Genomic DNA, 24645 nt, shown 5'->3' with positions numbered 1-24645 from the left:
CAAACGCTTCCTTTGATTTGTCCTAAAATATTCATTTATTGAAAAATTCTAATCCGCATTTTCGTGGGTTGGTTTTATATGTAATCTAGACACATAAACGATAGGTTCCGTCATGGCAAAAGAAAAGTTTGAACGCGTAAAACCGCACGTAAACGTTGGTACAATCGGCCACGTTGACCACGGTAAAACTACCCTAACTGCAGCAATCACTAACGTACTTGCAAAAGTATACGGTGGTGAAGCAAAAGACTTCGCAGCAATCGATAACGCTCCAGAAGAGCGTGAGCGTGGTATCACAATTTCAACGTCTCACGTTGAGTACGATACACCGACTCGTCACTACGCACACGTAGATTGTCCAGGACACGCGGATTATGTTAAAAACATGATCACTGGTGCTGCACAAATGGACGGCGCAATCCTAGTAGTTGCTGCAACTGACGGTCCTATGCCACAAACACGTGAGCACATCCTACTTTCTCGTCAGGTTGGCGTACCTTACATCATCGTATTCATGAACAAATGTGACATGGTTGATGACGAAGAGCTACTTGAGCTAGTAGAGATGGAAGTTCGTGAACTTCTTTCAGAATACGACTTCCCAGGTGATGACTTACCACTAATCGCAGGTTCAGCGCTTAAGGCGTTAGAAGGCGAGAAGCAGTGGGAAGACAAGATTGTAGAGCTTGCAGAAGCACTAGATTCTTACATTCCAGAGCCAGAGCGTGACATCGATAAGCCATTCATCATGCCTATCGAAGACGTATTCTCAATCCAGGGTCGTGGTACAGTAGTAACTGGCCGTGTTGAAGCTGGTATTGTAAACGTGAACGACGAAGTTGAAATCGTAGGTATGAAAGAAACTACGAAGACAACTTGTACGGGTGTTGAGATGTTCCGTAAGCTTCTAGACGAAGGTCGTGCGGGTGAGAACATTGGTGCACTTCTACGTGGTACTAAGCGTGAAGACGTTGAACGTGGTCAAGTACTAGCGAAGCCTGGTTCAATCACACCACACACAAAGTTCACTTCAGAAGTATACGTACTTTCGAAAGATGAAGGTGGTCGTCATACTCCATTCTTCAAAGGTTACCGTCCACAGTTCTACTTCCGTACAACTGACGTAACAGGTAACGTTGAGTTACCAGAAGGCGTAGAAATGGTAATGCCTGGTGATAACATCAAGATGACTGTAGATCTAATCGTACCAATCGCGATGGACGAAGGTTTACGCTTCGCTATCCGTGAAGGTGGTCGTACAGTTGGTGCTGGTGTTGTTGCAACTATCGTTGAGTAATATCGACTATAGTTAATGCAAACGCATTAATAAAAAACCCAAGCTTAGGCTTGGGTTTTTTTATGCCCGTAATTTAGTCACTTTGCTGTAATTGGAGTATTTCAGCCCATATACTTTCGGCTTCCGCAGTTAATAGGGCATAGCCTTTGATGTCGCCACGGCGCTGTGCATGCATAGCCTCCTCTAGTTTCTCATCATAACGCTTACGTAACTTTTTCTGTGGGTCTTTTTTAAAAATGCCAAACATGGTGTTTTTCCAAATGATAATTACCCTTTTGTACGTTGATTGAGTGATGAACGATCTGTTTATATTTATGAGTAAATTAACGCTTAAAGTTGTTGACCTCAACTTGACTTGAGGTTTTACCTTGGCTGCACTTACTAAAATTAATCAGGACTTTACATGACGACGTTACCTAGCAACTATATTGCCGATTACCTTCTCCAGCTTGGACTACCAGGCAACTTGAGTGGTTTAGAGTTAGTATCTCAACTGCAAATAAGGCATTTAGCTGAATTTAGCTTTAGCAGTATTAATGCATTATATGGTGACTTTTTATCGCTTGAAGAAACAGACGTATTTACCCGGGTGATCGCTAATCGCCAAGGAGGGTATTGTTTTGAGCACAATAAGATTGCTTGTATGGCACTGGCCCACCTTGGGTTTGAAGTGCGGCCTGTACTTGCGCGTGTGATGCTCAATGGCCTTGAGACTAACCCCAGAACGCATCGTGTGACGTTACTCACACTAGCGGGCTGCGAGTATCTTGTTGATGTTGGTTTTGGTGTCAAAACGCCGATTCTTCCACTAAAAATTGACAGTAATAATAGTCTAGAGCAAGGGGTGAATCAGTATCTCGTTGAACGTAAAGAGCAAACAGTTAAAGTCAGTATTCAGGCTCCTGAGCAGCTTGATTTATATGAGGTCGATTTATCTGTCGTCTATGAAGGGGATTGCGATGTGGCGCATTTTTACAGTCATCAACACCCAGAAGCGGGGTTTGTGAATAACTTGGTGGTATCACGCATTGAAAGTGGGCAACGTCATTTAATTCGTAACTTACACTATTTATTTTGGAATGAGCATACCGGGGAACATACCCAGTGCGATATTACCGGAACTCAGCAGTTACAAGGTTTATTACAAGAGCATTTTAGGCTACAGATTAGTCCCCCTGTGATTGAGAAAGCCTTTGCCAAGGTGCATGAAAGAGTAAATCAACAGCGCTAGTATATGGATAGATTTTGCGCGTGAACTAGGGTAGAGTCTTGGCATATAAAATCCGGTGATATGAAACCAAAAAGGATGGTTGAGAAATATGCGTAAACCGTTATATATACTCGCTTTAGCACTTAGTTTATCAGCATGTACTAGCTTAGTTGAAAAAGGCGATAAGCTATATCAGCAAGGGTTATATCAGCAAGCAGCATCACTTTATGAACAAGCATTGGCTGAAGATGCAGAGGATATTAAAGCGCAACAAGGTTTAGCCATAGCAAGAAATAAAATCGTTGATCGTGGCTTAATTGAAGTGAGAATGCTGCGTTTAGCAGGTAACTTTACTGGCGCGGCACAAAAACTTGAAACCATATTGCGTAACCAATCTAAATGGAGTTTAGAGTCATTTGGAGCCCAAGCTGCCACACAAAGTGAAGAGCTGGGTCATATGAACAGGTGGCTGCGCAAAGAAGCAAAGAGTTTAGCTAACAGCCAGCAGCCAGACCGATTCCGATGGTTTGAAAGTCAATATGCCTACTTACTAAACAATGCACAAATTAGTGCTGAACTCACACAATATAAAGCGCAGCTAAATCAAGATGGAAAATCACGCTGTCTGTCGCTTGCCGAGCATGTTCATGGTCAGCGCTTTTACTTACGTCAATTTGTACACAAGTATTGTTTGGCTTGGCAACAGGCAGTGTCACTTAAGTTAGACACCTATGACCAAAGCCGCTTTAAAAGCGTGCGCTTTGATACTCGCTTAAATTTAGGCTCATTTGAGAGTACAGCACAGCGTTACTTAGTTGAAAGTACTGTCATTGATTTGAGAAATGCATTCCAAAAAAGCTTATGGTATACCTCACAAGCACGGCAAACGGCGCAATTTCAATTTAATACTGATATAACTTATGAGCGCCAAGTTCGACATACTCAGCAAGAAAAGCGTTATCTGGTGACAGAATCACGAGTCGACCCGCAAGACAGTGAGAAGCGTATTGATGTCGACATTGAGCGGGTATACATTTACCCGATAAATGAATATCAAGAATACTACACCGTGCGACTGGGTTACAAAGGTATGATGGCAGGACAAATGGTCAGTCATCAACACTCTAACAGCGAAGTTAACTCGACTAAGAGTCATACCGCGAATTACAAAGAAGCAGAAATAAAGCCTTTGGCCGCTAATTTCTTGAACTTAACCGACTTGTTAAAGGTACAGTTAAGGCCGTTACAAGGCCAGTACATATCGGATCTGAATGCACTTTGGAAATTACAATATTGTCAGCATTCTGCTGCTGAGTCAGTGGCTGAAAATGCGCTGCGATGTGGCAAAATTAACCCGAATGAAGATTTTGTCAATCATTGGTTCAGACAAGAGTTCGGCGTAGATTATAAGGCGATGCAATCGTTGTATTCTTTGTAGTGTTATGCGGATAAAGTAGAGGCACCAAAAAGGTGCCTTTTTACGTTACAGTATCTGCCAATACCTTAACGTTAATCTAATAGTCTAGAAACAATAAAGTAGGGGTTTAAGTAGCTGTCTTTTTGATTGTAAGTCAATGGGCTGCCGTCGACTTTAGTAACCGTAGCTCCAGCAATTTCGGCCACCGCATGACCCGCTCCGGTATCCCATTCTGACGTCGGCCCTAAGCGCGGGTATATGTCTGCACTGCCTTCAGCCACTAAGCACAATTTGAGAGAACTGCCCTTGGGTACCATTTCTACGTCATCAAATTTTTCTAAATAGGCAGCAAGATCAGGTGAAGGGTGCGAGCGAGACCCTACGACATTAATTTTACCTGTGTTGGCCTTCTGCGTCACCTTAAGCTCTATGCGTGCTTCACCACACTCACGAAATGCACCAATGGCTTCTGCTGCTAAATAGCTGACATTGAGTGCTGGCGCGTGGACCACGCCTAAAATGGGTTTACCCGCTCTTATAAGAGCGATATTAACGGTGAATTCGCCATTTTTCTTAATAAACTCTTTAGTGCCATCAATCGGATCAACCAACCAGTATTCATCCCATGTTTGACGAGTCGCCCAAGGAATATGTGCACTCTCCTCGCTGAGAATGGGGGTTTTGGGCGTCAGAGCTTGTAAGCCGGCCACAATAACCTTGTGTGCGGCTATGTCTGCGTCTGTTACTGGGCTCTCATCTGCTTTGTACTCGATAGCGAAATCTTTGGCATAGATAGGCATGATGGCCTCTCCAGCTTGACGGCTAAGGTGCAGAACTTCTTCGAGCAGATCCGTTTGATTCATGATTTATCCTATGATGTTTTTTTCTTTTAAATACGCTACCAGTTGTGTGACCGATTGGTCTAGCGAATTTTTACTAGTATCTAATACGATCTCGGGCTGAGTTGGGATCTGATAATCTGAATCAATACCAGTAAAGTGTTTGATTTCACCTGCTCGGGCCTTTTTGTATAACCCTTTTGGATCACGCTGCTCACAGACATCAAGTGGGGTATCTAAAAACACTTCAATGAATTCACCCTCACCAAGTAAATCACGAACCATATCTCGCTCTGCTTGAAACGGGGAAATAAAAGCAGTGAGAACCACCAAGCCAGCATCAGCCATTAATTTACTGAGTTCACCCACACGGCGAATGTTTTCAATGCGGTCTGCATCACTGAACCCTAAGTCTTTACATAAACCATGGCGAACGTTGTCGCCATCGAGCAGGTATGTATGTACACCTTGTTGGTGCAAGGCGCTTTCTAACGCGCCTGCAACGGTACTTTTTCCCGAACCAGAAAAACCGGTGAACCATAATACACAGGGTTTATGGCCTTTATGTTCATTGCGTTTTTCTTTATCAACGGCATAGTTATGCCAAACTACATTTTCATCCATTATAAGTGCCTACTAAAACGGGAAGACCATTGGTATGAGAGTCAAAACCGTAATTGAATAAATAATTGAGAGCGGCAAACCCATCGCAACATAATCTTTAATACGATAGTTACCTGCACTGTATACCATTAGGTTTGTTTGATAACCAAATGGCGATATAAAACTGGCTGATGCGCCAAATGCCACCGCCATGACAAAAGGCAAAGGGTTTACCCCAAACCCAGCAGCGAGTGCATAAGCAACGGGAAACGATAAAGCTGCAGCAGCATTATTGGTAATAAGTTCGGTGAACACCACGGTCATCACAAATATCGCAATAAATGCACCGTATGGACCAAAGTCACCCAAGAGAAAAAAGAGTGCATCAGATATTTGCGCGGCGAGGCCGGTACCGATCATCAATTTTGCTAGACCTATAGCACTCCCTACAATAGCAATGAGCTCAATAGGAAAGCGACGCTGTAGCTCACCGACTTTAATCGTGCCCATAAGCACTAATGCCACCAATAAGACCAGGAGGCCTTTTACTAGGGGGACTATATCTAAGATACTGAGTCCAAGCACAGCGATGAAGCTCGTAAGGACTAGGTTTGATTGTTTCGACTTAAGGTGAGTTTGTAAGTCTAAACCTGAGATATAAACAAATTCACGCTTTAAATTCGGCAGCTCATAAAATTGGCTACCTGGGGCCAGAATAAGGGAGTCGCCAGCTTGTAATTGAACCTGTCCTAATCCACCTTGAAGGCGGTCGTGACCGCGACGTATGGCAATTACAGCGGCATGAAACTGTTCTCTAAATCGGACTTCTTTGACTGTTTTACCGATGTATTTAGATGACTGACTAATGACCACTTCGACTAAGTGTTCAACGTCTTTTTCATGCTTGTCATGGACGATTTTCAAGCCATCAAAACGTGTTAATAGTGGTACTGATTTGATATCACCAACGAATAATAAAACATCACCAGCGAGGATTTCTTGTTGTGGGGTGACCGCGCAAATACGGCGCTCTCCGCGAATAATTTCAGCTAAGAAAAGGTCTTTAAGATCGCGTAAGCCATTTTCTTCAACAGTTCGACCAACTAGCTTAGAGTGGGCTTGTACTTTACCCTCTAGATAAAAAGGTACCACTTCTTGGTCTGACTTGCCATTATCTGGTAAGTATTTAAGCATCACCATAATGGTTAATAAACCAACGAATAACGCCCCTAAGCCAACCAAGGTAAAATCGAAAAAACCGAGGGGCTGCATGCCGGCATCCACGGCAAAGCCATTGACGATGAGGTTGGTTGACGTACCGATTAGGGTAAGCGTGCCACCTAATATTGCGGTATATGACAATGGCAATAAGAGTTTGGATGGTGAGTGTGTTGGGCTGTCTTTGATTGCAGAAATTAATGATGCGACAACAGCGGTATTGTTGGTGAATGATGATAAAAAGGCAGTAGATAAACCGAGTTTCATTACTGATTTTGTTAAGCTGCCTTTCGCTAACGATTGCGCCAGCTTTTGTACTAAGGTGGTTTTCTCAATCGCCACTGACACAAGGATTAATAAGATCAGTGTTATTAGAGACGGGTTTGCATAGTTAACAAGCATATTTTCAAGGTCAATTAACCCTGTTAGATAGCTGGTGCCAATAGCACCAACAAATAACCATGCGGGTTTTAGTTGAGTGCCAAATAAGCACCCAACTAAAGTCAGCATTATACCTGTTAAAATGATTTGTTCGTACATCCTAGAATGCTCCTAATAACAGGTATGGCGACATTATTTTAACTTTGAAATGTCGAGTGCTTGCCAGTGTGGGAAGTGCTTACGAACAAGACTATTAAACTCAACCTCAAATTCACTGAACTGTGATTGGTTTGCTGTTTGTTCACTAAGCAATGCTTCTACCATACCTGCACCAACCGTTAAGTTAGACAATCTATCGATCAGGATAAACGACCCCGTGTCACGGTTATTACGGTAACTATCAGCCACTATGCTTTCAGTCAGTTCAAGCGTCACAACCGCAATTTCATTCAGTTGTAAGCTATCGGCTGATCCATGCTCAAGTGTATTGACATCAATGGTGTAATCAATCTTTTTCACTATTGCTGAGGTATTTTTGCTGCCAAGCTTAAAGTTATAGCTTTTACCCAGTACGAGTGGTGCTTCATGCATCCACACTAACTTAGCCTGTACTTGGTTGGTAGCAGCGGCAGTTGAATTGTCAGCGACAATGACATCACCACGGCTAATATCAACTTCATCATTTAAGGTGATAGTAAATGCTTGGCCGGCTTCTGCTGTATCTAAGTTGCCGTCAAATGTAACCAGCTCTTTAATAGTTGATTGCTTACCAGAAGGTAATACCTTTACTGCTTGACCAGCTTCTAATGTACCTGAAGTTAACGTCCCTTGGAAGCCTCTAAAATCAAGGTTAGGGCGCACAACATATTGGACTGGGAAGCGTGCTTCAAAGTCGTTGTTTGCCGCGGCTGCGGGTGAGTCTTCTAATAACTCTAGCAGTGGCTTGTCAGTATAATAAGGTGTGTGCTCTGAGCGAGTTACAACGTTGTCACCTTTAAGTGCCGACATTGGAACGAACTTAATATCCGTCACATTTAACTGCTCAGCAAACTGTAAATATTGTGCTTTGATACGCTCAAAAACTGCTTCGTCAAAGTCACAAATATCCATTTTATTGATAGCAACCACAAATTGCGTAATGCCCAGTGAATCACAGATAAAACTATGGCGTTTAGTTTGAATTTGCACACCGTAGCGGGCATCAACCAAAATAATTGCCAAGTCGCTGGTAGACGCACCCGTTACCATATTACGGGTGTACTGCTCATGCCCAGGAGTATCAGCAATAATAAATTTGCGCTTAGTGGTCGAGAAGTAACGATATGCTACATCAATGGTGATACCTTGCTCACGCTCAGCTTGTAATCCATCGACCAATAACGCTAAATCTAAGTCTTCACCCGCATTACCGACTTTCTCATTGTCTTTATGTAGTGCAGCAAGCTGATCTTCATAAATTTGGTGGCTGTCATGGAGTAGACGACCTATTAATGTTGATTTGCCGTCGTCTACGCTGCCACAGGTCATCATGCGCAGCAAACTTTTATCTTGTTGGCGTGCTAGGTAAGCGTCAATACCGAGTTCTTTTACTTCATTTGCAGTCGTCATTTAGAAATACCCCTCACGTTTTTTCTTCTCCATTGACCCTGATGAGTCATGGTCAATGACACGGCCTTCACGTTCAGATGATGTAGACAGTAGCATTTCTTCGATAATTTCTGTTAGCGTACTGGCCGTAGATTCAACCGCTCCGGTGAGTGGATAGCACCCTAGCGTACGGAAACGCACAGACTTCATTTGTGGCACTTCACCTTCTTCCAGTGGCATACGTTCATCATCGACCATGATAAGCGTCCCATCACGTTCAACCACAGGGCGTTCTTTGGCAAGGTATAGAGGAACCATGTCGATGTTTTCTTGATAGATGTATTGCCAAATATCAAGTTCAGTCCAGTTAGACAGCGGGAATACACGAATACTTTCGCCAGGGTTAACTTGGCTGTTATAGGTATTCCATAGCTCTGGACGTTGATTTTTTGGATCCCAACGATGGTGCTTGTCGCGGAATGAGTAAACGCGTTCTTTAGCACGAGACTTTTCTTCGTCACGGCGGGCACCACCAAATGCAGCATCAAAGCCGTATTTATCTAGGGCTTGTTTTAAACCTTGCGTCTTCATAACGTCAGTGTGCTTTGCTGAACCATGAGTAAAAGGGCCCATACCCATTTCAATCCCTTCCGGGTTTTTATGGATCAATAGATCAAAACCATATTCTTTAGCAAGACGATCACGAAACTCAATCATCTCACGGAACTTCCAATTCGTATCCACATGTAATAGTGGGAATGGAATTTTAGCTGGGTAAAACGCTTTACGCGCTAAATGCAAAAGTACCGAAGAGTCCTTACCTATTGAGTAAAGCATCACTGGGTTTTCAAACTCAGCGGCGACTTCGCGAATAATCTTTATACTTTCAGCTTCAAGTTGCTGAAGGTGTGTTAAAGCCATTGTCGTCGTCCTACTTAAAAATAATAAAAAATCGTTATAAAAATGTGCTTATGCTACATCAGTTAAAGGCTGTGCAAAGCTACTTATTTGCGCTGAGCTGCCAAACCATGCGAGCTGTTCATGTAATGCTGCGACTTCACCGATGATCAATAGAGCCGGTGATACAATATGATGTTGCTCAATTTGCTGAGCTAAGTCACCAAGGTGCGTGCGCACAACACGTTGTTCTTTTCTTGTGCCATTTTCAATAATGGCTACTGGAGTACTGGCATCACGTCCATATTTAATGAGCTGCGCTTGAATATGCGGCGATTTTAGCACGCCCATATAAATGGCCAAAGTTTGGTTCGGTTTTGCTAAAGAAGGCCAATCAAGTTCTTGCCCATCCTTTTTACAGTGGCCAGTGACAAACTGAATTGCTTGAGCGTGATCTCGGTGCGTCAGTGGAATACCTGCATAGGCGCTACAGCCTGCAGCAGCGGTAATACCCGGGACAATTTGGTAGCGCACATCGTGCTGTGCGAGTACTTGAACTTCTTCACCGCCTCGACCATAAATGAAAGGGTCACCGCCTTTGATACGGCATACTTTTTTACCTTGTTGAGCTAAATCAACAAGTAACTTATTGGTGTCTTCTTGTTTGACACTGTGGTTACCCAAGCGTTTTCCAACACAAATTAAGTCAGCATCTCGACGTACTAAATCCATGATTTCGTCAGACACTAAGTAGTCATAAACGACAACATCTGCTTGTTGCATCAGCTGTAATGCTTTTAGAGTCAGTAGCTCCGGATCTCCAGGACCTGCGCCAACGACGTACACTTCACCTTCAGGCTCTGCCTTAGCGTCCAGCATCTCGTGTAATTGTGCCGTTGCGCCTTGAGTATCCCCAACTTGTACTTTACTTACGACGCTTGAGTCGAATACACCTTCCCAAAATTGTCGGCGGTCAGCAAAGTGCTTAAATCGTGCTTTTACGTTATCTCTAAAGCTGCCCACTAAGGTTGCCAGTGGACCAATGTGCTGTGGAATAAGGGTTTCGAGTTTTTCTCGCAAACGTCTTGCTAAAACCGGTGCTGTGCCGGCACTGGAAATGGCAATCGTGATTGGATCTCTATCAACAATAGAAGGAAAGATAAAGGTACACTTTGGTTGGTCATCAACTACGTTGACAAAGACATTACGCTTATTCGCTAATTCAAATACGGTGTTATTAACAGATTCATTATCTGTTGCAGCAATGACCAGCATTTTGCCATCTAAATGAGACTCTTCGAAATAAGCTTCAATTAAGGCAACTTCTTGATTGCTTTCATGTTCGAGTAGCTCATCACAAAAATCAGGTGCAACCAGAGTGACTGATGCTCTGGCTTTTAAAAAAGCACGGCATTTTCTCAGAGCAACTTCACCACCACCGACGACGAGCACCGGTTTATTATCAAGCTTGGTAAATATTGGTAAGTATTGCACGTTGGTAACCCCTTTATAATTCGTGGTGCTTCAGCCAACATAATGGTTGTTGGTTGCTAGCAGGTAAGCAGAATATAGTGGCGCTAGCATATGAAAAAAGAATTTAAACTAAATTCTTATAACTAAAAGTTATATGGGGTTGGTGATTTAGACCTAAGGCTTAATTTACAAGGTTATACACGGGTTTGTTATCGGTCGTTTTGCCTTATAGTGTTTGGTTATGAGTTATGCAAGAGCCAAATTTTACGAACATTCCAAACTTTATCGCTGTGCGGACATATGTCCTGTAGTGCATCTGCGTAATGCATTGTACTGAGTATGAGATAATTATGAATGGATTTTTATTATGACTGAATATGCACTTGCTCAGCGAGTACTCACACTAATGGACCTCACGTCACTTAACGATGATGATTCAGTACAGCAAATTACCGACTTGATTGACGGTATTGATCAGCATCATGCTTTACCAGCTGCGATATGTGTATTTCCTCAATTTGTGGCCCATGGTAAACAGCGGTTATTAGCGCGAGAACTGCAACAAATAAATGTAGCAACCGTCACTAACTTCCCTCAGGGTGAGCAATCAATAGATGGCGTTTTGCAAGAAACAGAGCGAGCACTAACGGAAGGAGCTGATGAAATTGATTTAGTGCTTCCTTATAAACAGTTGTTGGCTGGTGACCCTGATACAGCATGGCAATATGTGCACTCGACTAAGCAATTGTGTCGAAATAAATCAGTATTAAAAGTCATCATTGAAAGTGGGCAATTAGAAGATCCAGTACTTATTGAGCAAGCCACCGAAATTGCGGTACTCGCTGGTGCGGACTTTGTGAAAACCAGCACAGGTAAAGTGCCGGTAAATGCAACACTCGATGCCGCAAGGGTGATCCTCCAAACCATTAAAAAAACGGGTAAAGATGTGGGCTTTAAGGCTGCCGGCGGGGTAAAGACTGTGGAAGAAGCCCAGCAATATATTTATTTGGCAGAAGATATCATGGGTGCGAGTTGGGTAAATAGTCAGCACTTTCGATTTGGCGCGTCGAGCCTGCTAAGCGATGTGTATCGTATTTTAAATAAGGGTTAATCAGCAAAGGTAATCTGTATTTTGGTGAAAAAATACACTGCCACTTGAAATTAGCGCAATGAATTTTGCTTTTGCATATCTTTTACCCTTGTTTTCAATTTGTTCGTCAGTATAATGGGCGTCCACTTTGCAGGGGCGTAGTTCCAATTGGTAGAACAGCGGTCTCCAAAACCGATGGTTGCGGGTTCGAGTCCTGCCGCCCCTGCCATTCATATATTGATGAGTCCAAATCTAAAATAAGGTGTTGGTTTCTTACATATTAGCGCTTATTTATACATTTGGATTTAATGGATTAACCCTGCCTTGGTGCAGGGTTGTTGTGTCTGTATTTAAGGTAAATTTATTATGAGCACGAATGTTGAAACGCCGTCAAACTCGATGGACATGGTTAAATGGCTAGTTGCAATCTCATTACTGACTGGTGCGGTAGTAGGGAACTATTTATACGCTGATATGTCAGTGTTAGTACGTGCAGTTGGTGTTGTAGTTGCAGTTGCCGCAGCATTGGGTATTGCTGCTACTACAGGTAAAGGAAACACCTTCATTGCGTTTGCAAAAGAAGCTCGCATTGAAGTTCGTAAGGTTGTTTGGCCAACGCGTCAAGAAACGACTCATACAACATTTATTGTTATGATTGCGACTGTGATAATGGCGCTGATCCTTTGGGGTCTAGATGGCCTGTTATTCCGAGTTGTTGGCTTTTTAACTGGATTGGAGATCTGATCCCATGTCGGATGAGAACAAAGAAAAGAAATTACGTTGGTACGTAATTCAGGCGTTTTCAGGATATGAAAAACGCGTAGCTCAAACCATTAATGAGCATATTAAAATCGAAGGTTTAGAAGAAAGCTTCGGTGAAGTACTGGTTCCAACAGAAGAAGTTGTCGAGATGCGCGCTGGTCAAAAGCGTAAGTCTGAACGTAAATTCTTCCCAGGTTATGTACTTGTAGAAATGGATATGAACGATGCGAGCTGGCACTTAGTGAACAGCACGCCTCGTGTTATGGGCTTTATTGGCGGTACATCAGACCGCCCAGCACCAATAAGCAAAAAAGAAGCAGACCGCATTCTTAACCGCTTACAAGAAAATGCTGAAGCGCCAAAACCAGCAACGTTGTTTGAAGTGGGTGAAGTTGTTCGTGTAACCGATGGCCCATTTGCAGACTTCAGTGGTGTGGTTGAAGAAGTGGATTATGAGAAGAGCCGCGTAAAAGTGTCTGTTCTGATCTTTGGTCGTTCAACACCAGTTGATTTAGACTTTGGACAAGTAGAAAAAGATAAGTAAGGTATTTTTAATAACCTTACTTGAAAAAGGCCGCTGGTTAACTTATAATCAGCGGCCTTTTTGTATTCGGGCTTTTACCTTTGTGTGGAAGTTGCGGGCAAAAAGTTTTTTATTAATTTGGGAAGCCGCTTGAGTACGCGTCCTCGCGCGCACAAGGCTAAGACCCACCTAATGAGGTATTATCATGGCTAAAAAAGTTGAAGCTCTAATCAAGCTACAAGTTGCTGCTGGTATGGCTAATCCAAGTCCTCCAGTAGGTCCTGCACTAGGTCAACACGGTGTAAACATCATGGAATTCTGTAAAGCGTTCAACGCACGTACAGAATCAATTGAAAAAGGCGCACCAGTTCCTGTAGTAATTTCAGTTTACAATGATCGTTCTTTCACGTTCGACATGAAAACTCCACCTGCTTCTTACCTTCTTAAGAAAGCAGCTGGCATCAAGTCTGGTTCAGGCCGTCCTAACACTGAGAAAGTGGGTACTGTTACACGTGCTCAACTTGAAGAGATCGTTGAGACTAAACGTCCTGACCTTACAGCTGCAGATTTAGACGCAGCGGTTCGCACTATCGCAGGTTCTGCGCGTGCGATGGGCTTGGATGTAGAGGGATAATATAATGGCTAAACTTACTAAACGTATGCGTACTATCCGCGAGAAAGTGGAAGTAACTAAAGATTACGAAATCAACGAAGCAGTTGCGCTTCTTAAAGAGCTAGCGACAGCTAAGTTCGTTGAAAGTGTTGACGTTGCTGTTAACCTTGGTATCGATGCACGTAAATCTGACCAAAACGTTCGTGGTGCTACGGTACTACCACACGGTACTGGTCGTGAAGTGCGCGTTGCTGTATTCACTCAGGGTGCAAACGCTGATGCTGCTAAAGAAGCTGGTGCTGATTTAGTGGGCATGGAAGAACTTGCTGAGCAAGTTAAAAAAGGCGAAATGAACTTTGACGTTGTTGTTGCTTCTCCAGATGCAATGCGCGTTGTTGGTCAACTAGGTCAGATCCTAGGTCCACGTGGTCTTATGCCTAACCCTAAAACTGGTACTGTAACACCTAACGTTGCAGAAGCAGTTAAAAATGCTAAAGCTGGTCAGGTTCGCTACCGTAATGACAAGAACGGCATCATCCACACTACTATCGGTAAAGTGGATTTCACAGCTGTTCAGTTACAAGAAAACCTTGAATCTCTACTTGTAGCGCTTAAGAAGGCTAAGCCTTCACAAGCAAAAGGTGCTTACCTTAAGAAGGTAACTATCTCTACAACTATGGGTGCTGGTGTTGCTCTAGATCAAGCTACTTTAAATACAGTAGTATAAGTTTTTAGAGAATAGCATTTACATGGCGTAAAATTTGTACTATAATTTCGCGCCATTTTGTTGATAAATTCACGTGTGAAAATATCAACAATAAAAGAATTCGGGTTGAAGCATATAATTTCGTTAAGCTTTATTGCAAGGCGATAAATTGTGCTTCCGTCCAAGACCGTAGGAGGCTTTCGGGTCTTAATAGTATTCCTACGTAGACGGTGTGAATCCCAGCTAGATTTTTCCTAATCTTCTGGCTCTCGCCGTAAAAAGCATCTCTGCTAACGAAAGTTGCAGGGTAGAGTAGAACTGAAAAACATTATGTTTTTCAATAAACCAGGAGTAACACCCATGGCTTTAAATCTTCAAGACAAAAAAGCAATTGTTGCTGAAGTCAACGAAGCTGCCAAAGGTGCTCTATCAGCAGTTGTTGCTGATTCTCGTGGTGTAACAGTAGGTGCAATCACTGCTCTTCGTAAAGAAGCTCGTGAAGCTGGTGTATGGATGAAGGTTGTCCGTAACACGCTAGCTAAACGTGCTGTTGAAGGCACTGATTACGAATGCCTAAACGAATCACTAGTTGGTCCAAGCCTTATCGCTTTCTCTTCAGAGCACCCAGGTGCTGCTGCGCGTATCTTTGCTGATTTCGCGAAAAAGAACGAAGAATTTGAGCTTAAGACTGCTGCATTCGAAGGTAAAGTTGTAGACGTAGATATGCTTGCTAAGCTACCTACATACGACGAAGCTGTTGCACGCTTAATGAGCGCTATGAAAGAAGCGTCTGCTGGCAAATTGTGTAAAACAATTGAAGCAGTACGTGTACAGAAAGCTGAGCAAGCGGCTTAATTTAAGCCCGCTCCTTTCTTTAATAAATTTTTTTGAACCACATGGGTTCGTAAATAATTAGGAAATTTGAAATGTCTGTAACTAAAGACCAAATCCTTGACGCAATTGCTGAAATGTCAGTAATGGACGTTGTTGAACTAGTAGAAGCAATGGAAGAGAAGTTCGGTGTAACTGCAGCAGCTGCTGTTGTTGCTGGTCCTGCTGCTGAAGCTGCAGAAGAGAAAACTGAATTTGACGTTATCCTTACTGCTGCTGGCGCTAACAAAGTTGCTTCTATCAAAGCAGTACGTGGCGCAACTGGTCTAGGCCTTAAAGAAGCTAAAGCACTTGTTGAAGCTGCTCCAACTCCAGTGAAAGAAGCTGTTTCTAAAGAAGAAGCTGAAGCACTTAAAACTGATCTTGAAGCAGCTGGTGCTGAAGTTGAGATCAAGTAATCTAGCTTTTGCTAGGTTCGCTGTCTGAGAAATCAGGCAAGGGCTGGTGATTTTTTAATCACCGGCCCTTTTGCGCTATAGCGTGAAATATTCGCTGAGTGCAAAACCTCTATATTTTTTCATTATTTTCAATGACTTATATTTTTGTCAATAGCGTTGATTTATAGGGTGACAATTAGATGTTGTTATCCTGGCTTAGATGCCAGTTAAGTCTGTTCATACAAGAACAGGTTGGGTCAAAGATCAGCAAGCTGAGGAACCCCATGGCTTACTCTTATTCTGAAAAGAAACGTATCCGTAAGGATTTTGGTAAACGTCCACAAGTTTTGGACATACCTTTCTTACTGTCTACGCAGTTAGAATCGTTCAAAAAGTTCTTGAATCCGGACGCCGATGGTGATCATGGTTTGGAAGCAGCATTTCGTTCTGTTTTCCCAATCAAAAGCTACTCGGGAAATTCTGAGCTACAGTACGTAAGTTATCGTATTGGTGAGCCAGTATTCGATGTAAAAGAATGTCAAATTCGCGGTGTGACTTTTTCTGCTCCACTTCGCGTAAAACTTCGTCTTGTGCTAATGGATAAAGAAGCGCCAGGCACAGTAAAAGACATTAAAGAGCAAGAAGTGTATATGGGCGAAATCCCGCTCATGACAGATACCGGTACTTTTGTTATCAATGGTACTGAGCGTGTAATCGTTTCTCAGCTACACCGTTCACCTGGTGTATTCTTTGATAACGACCGTGGTAAGTCACACTCGTCTGGTAAAGTGCTTTATAATGCACGTGTTATTCCTTACCGTGGTTCATGGTTAGACTTTGAATTCGACGTAAAAGATAATCTTTACGTACGTATTGACCGTCGCCGTAAATTACCTGCGTCAATCATCTTACGTGCACTTGAGTACACGACCGAAGAAATTCTAGATATGTTCTTCGAGACCACTGCATTTGAAGTGGCTAACGGTAAAGTATTAATGGAGCTAGTACCATCACGTCTTCGTGGTGAAACAGCGGCATTTGATATTAAAGATGATGAAGGCGAAGTGTTAGTTGAAGCGGGCCGTCGTGTTACTGCGCGCCACATCAAAACACTTGAAAAGAAAGAAATCAAACACCTTGAAGTACCACATGAGTACATCATAGGTCGTGTGGTTGCTAAAAACTACGTTGATACATCAACAGGCGAAGTAATTGTTGAGGCAAATGCTGAGTTATCTCTTGAGTTGATGGCAGAGCTTGTAAAAGCCGGCCATACTAAGATCGATACCCTGTACATCAACGATGTAGACAGCGGTGCTTACATTTCTGATACAGTTCGCATTGATTCTACAAGCAACCGCCTAGAAGCATTGGTAGAAATCTACCGTATGATGCGCCCAGATGAGCCGCCAACGAAAGATGCTGCTGAAGCATTATTCGATAACCTATTCTTCTCTGAAGAGCGTTATGACTTATCGACTGTTGGTCGTATGAAGTTTAACAGCCGTGTAGGTTACGATACAGATACAGGCCCGGGTACATTAGACAAAACTGATATTGTTTCTGTGATGAAGGTATTAATCGACATCAGAAATGGTAAAGGTGAAGTAGATGATATCGACCACCTTGGTAACCGTCGTATTCGCTCTGTTGGTGAAATGGCTGAAAACCAATTCCGTGTTGGTCTTGTACGTGTAGAACGTGCTGTGCGCGAACGCTTAAGCCTTGGTGACCTTGATGCAATCATGCCTCAAGATCTTATTAATGCTAAGCCTATTTCTGCGGCAGTTAAAGAGTTCTTCGGTTCTTCACAGCTTTCTCAGTTTATGGACCAAAACAACCCGCTTTCAGAAGTAACGCACAAGCGTCGTATTTCTGCATTAGGTCCGGGTGGTTTGACACGTGAACGTGCTGGCTTCGAAGTGCGAGATGTACACGTAACGCACTATGGTCGTGTTTGTCCAATCGAAACGCCGGAAGGCCCGAACATCGGTCTAATCAACTCATTATCAACGTATGCGCGTACAAATGACTACGGTTTCTTAGAAACACCTTACCGTAAAGTTGTCGATAGCGTTGTAACTGATGAAGTTGATTACCTTTCTGCTATTGAGGAAGGTCAGTTTGTAATCGCACAGGCGAACTCAAACTTAGACGAAAATAACGAATTTATTGATGAGCAGATCCCGTGTCGTCACAAAGGTGAATCAACCTTTATGGGTCGCGCTGACATTCAATATATGGACGTATCTCCACAGCAGGTTATCTCTGTGGCAGCAGCGCTTATCCCATTCCTTGAACACGATGATGCTAACCGTGCATTGATGGGTTCAAACATGCAACGTCAAGCAGTTCCGACGTTAAAAGCAGATAAGCCGTTAGTAGGTACTGGTATTGAACTTACACTTGCGAAAGATTCAGGTGTAACCATCGTTGCAAAACGTGGCGGTGTAGTGAAATACGCTGATGCAAGCCGTATCGTTGTAAACGTTAATGAAGAAGAGCGTGTACCTGGTGAAGCCGGTATCGACATCTATAACTTAACGAAATACACACGTTCAAACCAAAATACTTGTATTAACCAAAAACCAACTTGTATGGTTGGTGAGCCGGTTGTACGTGGTGATGTACTTGCAGATGGTCCATCAACAGATTTAGGTGATTTAGCACTAGGTCAAAACTTACGTGTGGCATTCATGCCTTGGAATGGTTACAACTTCGAAGACTCGATTTTATTATCTGAGCGCGTTGTTGAAGAAGATCGTCTAACGACTATCCACATTCAAGAGCTACAGTGTATTGCCCGTGATACTAAGTTAGGTCCAGAAGAAATCACTGCAGATATTCCGAACGTAGGTGAATCTGCGTTAGGTAAGCTTGATGAATCAGGTGTTGTATATATCGGTGCTGAAGTAAAAGGCGGCGATATCCTAGTTGGTAAAGTAACCCCTAAAGGTGAAACACAACTAACACCTGAAGAGAAGCTACTGCGTGCAATCTTTGGTGAGAAAGCGTCTGACGTAAAAGACAGCTCTCTACGCGTACCAAACTCTGTAACTGGTACTGTCATCGACGTACAAGTATTCACGCGTGATGGCGTTGAAAAAGATAAGCGTGCACTTGAAGTTGAAGACATGCAGCTTCGTGAAGCGAAAAAAGACTTCAACGAAGAGTTCAAGATCCTAGAAGGTGGTGTACTAAACCGTGCACGTAATTTACTTGTTCAAGCTGGTTTCAGTGAAGACAAAATTGCAGAGCTAAGCACTGAGAAGTTGCTGACGCAAAGCCTTGCTGACGAAGGTCAACAGTCTGAACTAGAGCAGTTAGCTGCACAGTACGACGAGCTTAAAGCCGAGTACGACAAGAAGTTTGAAAACAAACGCCGCAAGATCACACAAGGTGATGACTTGCAGCCTGGTGTACTTAAGATTGTTAAGGTTTACCTTGCCGTTAAACGTCGTATTCAGCCTGGTGATAAAATGGCTGGTCGTCACGGTAACAAAGGTGTTATCTCAACCATCGTACCTGTTGAAGACATGCCTTATGATGACAAAGGTCGTACTGTAGATATCGTGTTGAACCCACTGGGTGTACCATCGCGAATGAACATCGGTCAGATCCTTGAAACGCATATGGGTCTTGCTGCACGTGGTATCGGTGAACGTCTTGAAGAAATGATGAAAGAGCAGCGTGAAATTCACGAATTGCGCGAATTCATCAAAAAAGCATACGAAGTCGGTGATTGTCGTCAGAAGGTAGATATTGCTAGCTTCTCTGATGATGAAGTCCAACGCTTAGCTGTAAACCTTAAAGGTGGTTTACCAATTGCAACACCTGCATTTGATGGTGCAAAAGAAAGCGAAATCAAAGAGCTACTTGAGCTAGGTGGATACCCATCAAGCGGTCAGGTTACGCTTTATGATGGTCGTACTGGTGATGCATTTGAACGTCAAGTAACTGTAGGTTACATGTACATGTTGAAGCTTAACCACTTGGTTGATGACAAGATGCACGCACGTTCAACTGGTTCTTACAGCTTAGTAACTCAGCAGCCACTAGGTGGTAAAGCTCAGTTCGGTGGACAGCGATTCGGTGAGATGGAGGTATGGGCATTAGAAGCATACGGTGCTGCCTATACACTTCAGGAAATGTTGACAGTTAAGTCGGATGACGTAAACGGTCGTACTAAGATGTATAAAAACATCGTTGACGGTAACCATAAGATGGAACCGGGTATGCCAGAGTCATTCAACGTATTGCTCAAAGAGATCCGCTCACTCGGTATCAACATCGAGTTGGAAGAACACTAATCTGATAGCCGCATCAATACGGTGCGGCAGTTCCCCATAATTGGGTAGCCGGATTAAAAGAATGTAGGGGTGAGCAATGCTTGCCCTCAAGATTAACCTCCGACAGGAGAGCTAAGGTGAAAGACTTACTTAAGTTTCTGAAGCAACAAAATAAGACCGAAGAATTCGATGCGATTCGAATTGGTCTTGCTTCACCAGACATGGTTCGTTCATGGTCTTACGGCGAAGTAAAGAAACCTGAGACAATCAACTACCGTACTTTCAAGCCTGAGCGTGATGGCTTATTCTGTGCCCGTATTTTCGGCCCAGTGAAAGATTATGAGTGTTTATGTGGTAAATATAAGCGCTTAAAACACCGTGGTGTGATCTGTGAAAAATGTGGCGTTGAAGTAACGCTAACCAAAGTACGCCGTGACCGTATGGGTCACATTGAACTAGCGAGCCCAGTGGCTCACATCTGGTTCCTTAAATCACTTCCGTCTCGTATTGGCTTAATGCTAGACATGACGTTACGTGATATTGAGCGTGTACTTTATTTCGAATCATTCGTGGTAACTGAACCAGGTATGACGACGCTTGAGCGTAGTCAGCTACTAGGTGAAGAAGAATACCTAGATGCATTAGAAGAGCACGGTGATGAGTTCGAAGCTAAGATGGGTGCTGAAGCAGTACTAGACTTACTTCGTGAACTTGACCTTGGTCAGTTAATCGCAGAAATGCGTGAAGAGTTACCAACAATTAACTCTGAGACTAAGCGTAAGAAAATCACTAAGCGTCTTAAGCTTATGGAATCTTTCCACCAATCAGGTAACAACCCTGAGTGGATGATCATGAGCGTGCTTCCGGTTCTTCCACCAGATCTTCGTCCACTAGTACCACTAGATGGCGGACGTTTTGCGACGTCTGATCTGAACGATTTATACCGTCGTGTTATTAACCGTAATAACCGTTTGAAGCGTCTTCTAGACTTAGCGGCACCAGACATTATCGTACGTAACGAAAAGCGTATGTTACAAGAAGCGGTTGATGCGCTACTTGATAATGGTCGTCGTGGTCGTGCAATTACCGGTTCTAACAAGCGTCCACTTAAGTCGCTTGCAGATATGATCAAAGGTAAGCAAGGTCGTTTCCGTCAAAACTTACTAGGTAAGCGTGTAGATTACTCAGGCCGTTCTGTAATCACAGTAGGTCCTACGCTTAAACTTCACCAGTGTGGTCTTCCAAAGAAGATGGCATTAGAGCTATTTAAGCCATTTATCTACGGTAAACTTGAGCGTCGCGGCATGGCTACGACTATCAAAGCTGCCAAGAAGATGGTTGAGCGTGAAGTACCTGAGGTTTGGGACGTACTTGATGAAGTGATCCGTGAACACCCAGTATTACTTAACCGTGCACCAACACTTCACCGTCTTGGTATCCAGGCTTTTGAGCCGGTACTAATCGAAGGTAAAGCAATCCATTTACACCCATTAGTATGTGCGGCCTATAACGCCGACTTCGATGGTGACCAAATGGCGGTACACGTACCGTTGACAATCGAAGCTCAAATTGAAGCCCGTGCGCTGATGATGTCTACAAACAACATCCTATCTCCAGCGAACGGTGAACCAATCATCGTACCTTCACAGGACGTTGTATTGGGTCTTTACTACATGACGCGTGATCGCATCAATGGTAAAGGTGAAGGCATTGTCTTTAAAGATCAGAAAGAAGCAGAAAAAGCATACCGTACAGGTACTGCTGAACTTCATGCTCGTGTAAAAGTACGTATTACTGAAACACGCATTGATGAAGAAACTGGCGAGCGTTCTGAAGTAACAGAAATCATTGATACGACAGTGGGTCGTGCAATACTTTCTTTGGTATTACCTGAAGGCTTACCGTTTGAGCTTATCAACAAAGCATTAGGTAAAAAGCAGATTTCAAATCTTCTAAACGAGTGTTATCGCCGTTTAGGTCTAAAAGATACGGTAATCTTTGCTGACCAAGTAATGTATACCGGTTTCCATTATGCGATGAAGTCTGGTGTTTCTATCGGTATTAATGACTTGGTTATTCCACCAGTTAAAGCCGAAATCATTGACAATGCAGAAGCAGAAGTTAATGAAATCAACCAACAGTTCCAATCTGGTCTTGTAACTGCGGGTGAGAAATACAACAAAGTAATCGATATCTGGTCACGTGTTAACGAAAACTTATCACGTGAAATGATGGCAAACTTGTCGAAAGACACCGTTATCAATGCTAAAGGTGAAGAAGAAGAGCAACCGTCATTTAACTCAGTGTTTATGATGGCAGACTCTGGTGCTCGTGGTAGTGCCGCTCAGATCCGTCAGCTAGCGGGTATGCGTGGTCTAATGGCACGTCCAGATGGTTCAATCATCGAGACTCCGATCACCGCTAACTTCCGTGAAGGTCTAAACGTACTACAGTACTTCATCTCAACGCACGGTGCGCGTAAAGGTCTAGCCGATACAGCACTTAAGACAGCGAACTCGGGTTACCTAACTCGTCGTCTCGTAGATGTTGCACAAGATTTGGTTATCAATGATGACGACTGTGGCACATTAGACGGTCTAACAATGAAACCACTTATCGAAGGTGGTGATGTTGTTGAGCCACTACGCGAACGTGTATTAGGTCGTGTAGTTGCTGAAGATGTTGTTAAGCCTGGTACTGACGAAGTATTGGTTGAGCGTAACATCATGCTTGACGAAAAACTGTGTGACCTTCTAGAAGAGCACTCAGTTGACGAAGTACGCGTACGTTCTGTTATCACTTGTGATAACGACTTCGGTGTATGTGCTAAGTGTTACGGTCGTGACCTTGCACGTGGACACATCATCAATGCGGGTGAGTCAGTGGGTGTTATCGCTGCTCAGTCAATCGGTGAGCCAGGTACACAGCTTACGATGCGTACATTCCACATCGGTGGTGCTGCATCAAGAGCATCAGCAGAGAACAGCGTACAAGTTAAAAATAACGGTAGCATGAAGCTACATAATGCTAAGTATGTACTTAATACTGATGGCAAAATCGTTATTACTTCACGTTCAACAGAAATTACTGTTATTGATGAGCATGGCCGTGAGAAAGAGCGTTATAAAGTACCTTACGGTGCGGTATTAACAATCCAAGACGGTGCTGAAGTTCAAGGTAACGATGTTGTTGCAACATGGGACCCGCATAGTCACCCAATCATTCTTGAGCATGAATCAAAAGTGTCTTTCTCAGACATTGATGATAGCAATACAGAAGCGCAAACGGATGACCTGACTGGTTTAACACGTGTTGTTGTTAAAGACCTTTCTAAGGTTAACGCTAAAGAGCCTAAACTTATTGTTGAAAGCCAAGAGCGTGGCCTACAAGAAATTCGTTTACCATCATTCACGACAATTGAAATTTCTGATGGTGCAACTGCTGCACCGGGTCAAGCGCTAGCGCGTATCCCACAAGAAGGTTCAAAAACTCGAGATATCACCGGTGGTCTACCGCGCGTTGCGGACTTATTTGAAGCACGTAAGCCTAAAGAGCCAGCAATTCTTGCTGAGATCACAGGTACTATTAGCTTCGGTAAAGAGACTAAAGGTAAGAAGCGTTTAGTTATTACACCAGATGAAGGCGATCATTACGAAGAGATGATCCCGAAATGGCGTCAACTTAACGTGTTCGAAGGTGAATCAGTGTCTAAAGGTGAAGTTATCGCCGATGGTCCTGAGTCTCCGCACGACATCTTACGTCTACGTGGTGTGACTGATGTGTCTAATTACATCGTAAACGAAGTACAAGAAGTATATCGTTTACAGGGTGTAAAGATTAACGATAAGCACATCGAAACAATCATCCGTCAGATGCTACGTAAGTGTATCATCCTAGACGGTGGTGATACGGAGTTCTTAGCCGGTGAGCAAGTTGAAGTGGCACGAGTGAATATCTCGAACCGTGAACTTGAAAAGCAAGGTAAGATCCCAGCCAAGTTTGAAATACAACTTATGGGTATTACTAAAGCATCACTTGCGACTGAATCGTTCATTTCAGCTGCCTCGTTCCAGGAGACAACACGTGTCCTAACTGAAGCTGCTGTAAATGGTAAGAGCGATGAACTTCGTGGTCTGAAAGAAAACGTAATCGTGGGTCGTTTGATCCCAGCGGGTACTGGTTTCTCTTATCACCAAGAGCGTATGGCACGTCGTAAGCAAGCTGAACAGCCTGTAGAAGAGCAGACGGTAAGTGCAGAAGAGGCAACTCAAGCACTAACAGATGCACTTAATGCGGACTTGTTAGGTGGTAATGACTAAGTGCATTATCAGCTAGGTATGTAAATACCACTAGGTTTTAAAGCCGCCGAAAGGCGGCTTTTTTGTGCGTGGATATCGGTGTTTTGGTTGCAAAATAAGCGAATTGGCACATGTAATTAGCAGTAATCGGTACATATATTGCAAAAGGACTTG

General features: G+C 43.3%; 19 protein-coding genes and 1 tRNA gene. 13 read left to right on the top strand and 7 right to left on the bottom strand.

What is annotated here, in order from left to right:
• Window positions 1-112 precede the first annotated feature (112 nt).
• Entirely contained in the window at window positions 113-1297 is a 1185-nt protein-coding gene (gene tuf, locus PCIT_RS16690; RefSeq protein ID WP_192992820.1) for an elongation factor Tu, read from the top strand.
• Between the two features lie 73 nt (window positions 1298-1370).
• Here the strand turns inward: tuf and PCIT_RS16685 are convergent, their stop codons facing one another.
• Entirely contained in the window at window positions 1371-1544 is a 174-nt protein-coding gene (locus tag PCIT_RS16685; RefSeq protein ID WP_010367621.1) for a DUF6435 family protein, read from the bottom strand.
• A gap of 156 nt (window positions 1545-1700) precedes the next feature.
• Here PCIT_RS16685 and PCIT_RS16680 point away from each other — a divergent pair, with 156 nt between their 5' ends.
• Window positions 1701-2528 (top strand): arylamine N-acetyltransferase family protein, encoded by an 828-nt coding sequence (locus PCIT_RS16680; RefSeq protein ID WP_010367622.1) that lies wholly within the window; start codon window positions 1701-1703, stop codon window positions 2526-2528.
• Between the two features lie 88 nt (window positions 2529-2616).
• On the top strand, window positions 2617-3945 hold the full coding sequence (locus tag PCIT_RS16675) for a hypothetical protein (RefSeq protein WP_010367623.1): 1329 nt from the start codon (window positions 2617-2619) through the stop codon (window positions 3943-3945).
• 71 nt (window positions 3946-4016) lie between these two features.
• Here PCIT_RS16675 and cysQ read toward each other — a convergent pair whose 3' ends face one another.
• Genes cysQ through cysG form a run of 6 tightly spaced genes read right to left on the bottom strand, consistent with a single transcriptional unit; the run spans window position 4017 to window position 10943 of the window.
• Window positions 4017-4787 (bottom strand): 3'(2'),5'-bisphosphate nucleotidase CysQ, encoded by a 771-nt coding sequence (gene cysQ, locus PCIT_RS16670; RefSeq protein WP_010367624.1) that lies wholly within the window; start codon window positions 4785-4787, stop codon window positions 4017-4019.
• Window positions 4788-4790: 3 nt separating this feature from the next.
• The gene (gene cysC, locus PCIT_RS16665; RefSeq protein ID WP_010367625.1) at window positions 4791-5387 is read right to left on the bottom strand and encodes an adenylyl-sulfate kinase; all 597 of its coding nucleotides are present in this window, start codon (window positions 5385-5387) and stop codon (window positions 4791-4793) included.
• A 12-nt stretch (window positions 5388-5399) separates the two neighbouring features.
• A complete protein-coding gene (locus PCIT_RS16660; protein ID WP_010367626.1) occupies window positions 5400-7124 on the bottom strand; it encodes an SLC13 family permease in 1725 nt (574 codons plus the stop codon).
• A gap of 33 nt (window positions 7125-7157) precedes the next feature.
• Window positions 7158-8573 (bottom strand): sulfate adenylyltransferase subunit CysN, encoded by a 1416-nt coding sequence (cysN, locus tag PCIT_RS16655; protein WP_010367628.1) that lies wholly within the window; start codon window positions 8571-8573, stop codon window positions 7158-7160.
• The gene (cysD, locus tag PCIT_RS16650) at window positions 8574-9473 is read right to left on the bottom strand and encodes a sulfate adenylyltransferase subunit CysD (protein ID WP_010367630.1); all 900 of its coding nucleotides are present in this window, start codon (window positions 9471-9473) and stop codon (window positions 8574-8576) included. It lies immediately after the preceding gene.
• A gap of 48 nt (window positions 9474-9521) precedes the next feature.
• Entirely contained in the window at window positions 9522-10943 is a 1422-nt protein-coding gene (gene cysG / locus PCIT_RS16645; protein WP_010367631.1) for a siroheme synthase CysG, read from the bottom strand.
• A 346-nt stretch (window positions 10944-11289) separates the two neighbouring features.
• On the opposite strand from cysG, the gene deoC reads away from it, so the two are divergent.
• The 10 genes from deoC (at window position 11290) to rpoC (ending at window position 24492) form a co-directional block, all read left to right on the top strand.
• Window positions 11290-12033 carry a deoxyribose-phosphate aldolase gene (deoC, locus tag PCIT_RS16640; RefSeq protein ID WP_010367633.1) on the top strand — a complete coding sequence of 248 codons (744 nt, stop codon included), beginning with the start codon at window positions 11290-11292 and terminating at the stop codon, window positions 12031-12033.
• 131 nt (window positions 12034-12164) lie between these two features.
• Window positions 12165-12241: transfer RNA gene (locus PCIT_RS16635), tRNA-Trp, on the top strand.
• A 137-nt stretch (window positions 12242-12378) separates the two neighbouring features.
• The gene (secE, locus tag PCIT_RS16630) at window positions 12379-12756 is read left to right on the top strand and encodes a preprotein translocase subunit SecE (RefSeq protein ID WP_010367635.1); all 378 of its coding nucleotides are present in this window, start codon (window positions 12379-12381) and stop codon (window positions 12754-12756) included.
• Between the two features lie 4 nt (window positions 12757-12760).
• Window positions 12761-13318 carry a transcription termination/antitermination protein NusG gene (nusG, locus tag PCIT_RS16625; protein WP_010367637.1) on the top strand — a complete coding sequence of 186 codons (558 nt, stop codon included), beginning with the start codon at window positions 12761-12763 and terminating at the stop codon, window positions 13316-13318.
• 184 nt (window positions 13319-13502) lie between these two features.
• Window positions 13503-13931 carry a 50S ribosomal protein L11 gene (gene rplK / locus PCIT_RS16620; protein WP_010367640.1) on the top strand — a complete coding sequence of 143 codons (429 nt, stop codon included), beginning with the start codon at window positions 13503-13505 and terminating at the stop codon, window positions 13929-13931.
• Between the two features lie 4 nt (window positions 13932-13935).
• A complete protein-coding gene (gene rplA, locus PCIT_RS16615; RefSeq protein ID WP_010367642.1) occupies window positions 13936-14637 on the top strand; it encodes a 50S ribosomal protein L1 in 702 nt (233 codons plus the stop codon).
• Window positions 14638-14976: 339 nt separating this feature from the next.
• Window positions 14977-15471 (top strand): 50S ribosomal protein L10, encoded by a 495-nt coding sequence (gene rplJ, locus PCIT_RS16610; protein ID WP_010367644.1) that lies wholly within the window; start codon window positions 14977-14979, stop codon window positions 15469-15471.
• Window positions 15472-15542: 71 nt separating this feature from the next.
• Window positions 15543-15905, top strand: coding sequence for a 50S ribosomal protein L7/L12 (gene rplL / locus PCIT_RS16605; protein WP_010367646.1), 363 nt, complete (start codon window positions 15543-15545; stop codon window positions 15903-15905).
• Window positions 15906-16168: 263 nt separating this feature from the next.
• Window positions 16169-20194, top strand: a complete 4026-nt coding sequence (gene rpoB / locus PCIT_RS16600) for a DNA-directed RNA polymerase subunit beta (RefSeq protein ID WP_010367647.1) — start codon at window positions 16169-16171, stop codon at window positions 20192-20194.
• A gap of 116 nt (window positions 20195-20310) precedes the next feature.
• Complete coding sequence (gene rpoC / locus PCIT_RS16595; RefSeq protein ID WP_010367648.1) at window positions 20311-24492, top strand: DNA-directed RNA polymerase subunit beta'; 4182 nt, start codon at window positions 20311-20313, stop codon at window positions 24490-24492.
• The last annotated feature ends 153 nt before the right edge of the window (window positions 24493-24645 follow it).

Origin of the sequence: Pseudoalteromonas citrea (assembly GCF_000238375.3) — a bacterium.
Taxonomy (GTDB): Bacteria; Pseudomonadota; Gammaproteobacteria; order Enterobacterales; family Alteromonadaceae; genus Pseudoalteromonas; species Pseudoalteromonas citrea.
The sequence above is the reverse complement of the archived record's forward strand: the minus strand, read 5'-3'. Positions and strand labels throughout refer to the sequence as shown.

Excerpts from the sequence above, each read along its gene's own strand:
- tuf (WP_192992820.1), top strand. The coding sequence starts at position 113 with ATGGCAAAAGAAAAGTTTGAACGCGTAAAACCGCACGTAAACGTTGGT.
- PCIT_RS16685 (WP_010367621.1), bottom strand. The coding sequence starts at position 1,544 with ATGTTTGGCATTTTTAAAAAAGACCCACAGAAAAAGTTACGTAAGCGT.
- PCIT_RS16680 (WP_010367622.1), top strand. The coding sequence starts at position 1,701 with ATGACGACGTTACCTAGCAACTATATTGCCGATTACCTTCTCCAGCTT.
- PCIT_RS16675 (WP_010367623.1), top strand. The coding sequence starts at position 2,617 with ATGCGTAAACCGTTATATATACTCGCTTTAGCACTTAGTTTATCAGCA.
- cysQ (WP_010367624.1), bottom strand. The coding sequence starts at position 4,787 with ATGAATCAAACGGATCTGCTCGAAGAAGTTCTGCACCTTAGCCGTCAA.
- cysC (WP_010367625.1), bottom strand. The coding sequence starts at position 5,387 with ATGGATGAAAATGTAGTTTGGCATAACTATGCCGTTGATAAAGAAAAA.
- PCIT_RS16660 (WP_010367626.1), bottom strand. The coding sequence starts at position 7,124 with ATGTACGAACAAATCATTTTAACAGGTATAATGCTGACTTTAGTTGGG.
- cysN (WP_010367628.1), bottom strand. The coding sequence starts at position 8,573 with ATGACGACTGCAAATGAAGTAAAAGAACTCGGTATTGACGCTTACCTA.
- cysD (WP_010367630.1), bottom strand. The coding sequence starts at position 9,473 with ATGGCTTTAACACACCTTCAGCAACTTGAAGCTGAAAGTATAAAGATT.
- deoC (WP_010367633.1), top strand. The coding sequence starts at position 11,290 with ATGACTGAATATGCACTTGCTCAGCGAGTACTCACACTAATGGACCTC.
- secE (WP_010367635.1), top strand. The coding sequence starts at position 12,379 with ATGAGCACGAATGTTGAAACGCCGTCAAACTCGATGGACATGGTTAAA.
- nusG (WP_010367637.1), top strand. The coding sequence starts at position 12,761 with ATGTCGGATGAGAACAAAGAAAAGAAATTACGTTGGTACGTAATTCAG.
- rplK (WP_010367640.1), top strand. The coding sequence starts at position 13,503 with ATGGCTAAAAAAGTTGAAGCTCTAATCAAGCTACAAGTTGCTGCTGGT.
- rplA (WP_010367642.1), top strand. The coding sequence starts at position 13,936 with ATGGCTAAACTTACTAAACGTATGCGTACTATCCGCGAGAAAGTGGAA.
- rplJ (WP_010367644.1), top strand. The coding sequence starts at position 14,977 with ATGGCTTTAAATCTTCAAGACAAAAAAGCAATTGTTGCTGAAGTCAAC.
- rplL (WP_010367646.1), top strand. The coding sequence starts at position 15,543 with ATGTCTGTAACTAAAGACCAAATCCTTGACGCAATTGCTGAAATGTCA.
- rpoB (WP_010367647.1), top strand. The coding sequence starts at position 16,169 with ATGGCTTACTCTTATTCTGAAAAGAAACGTATCCGTAAGGATTTTGGT.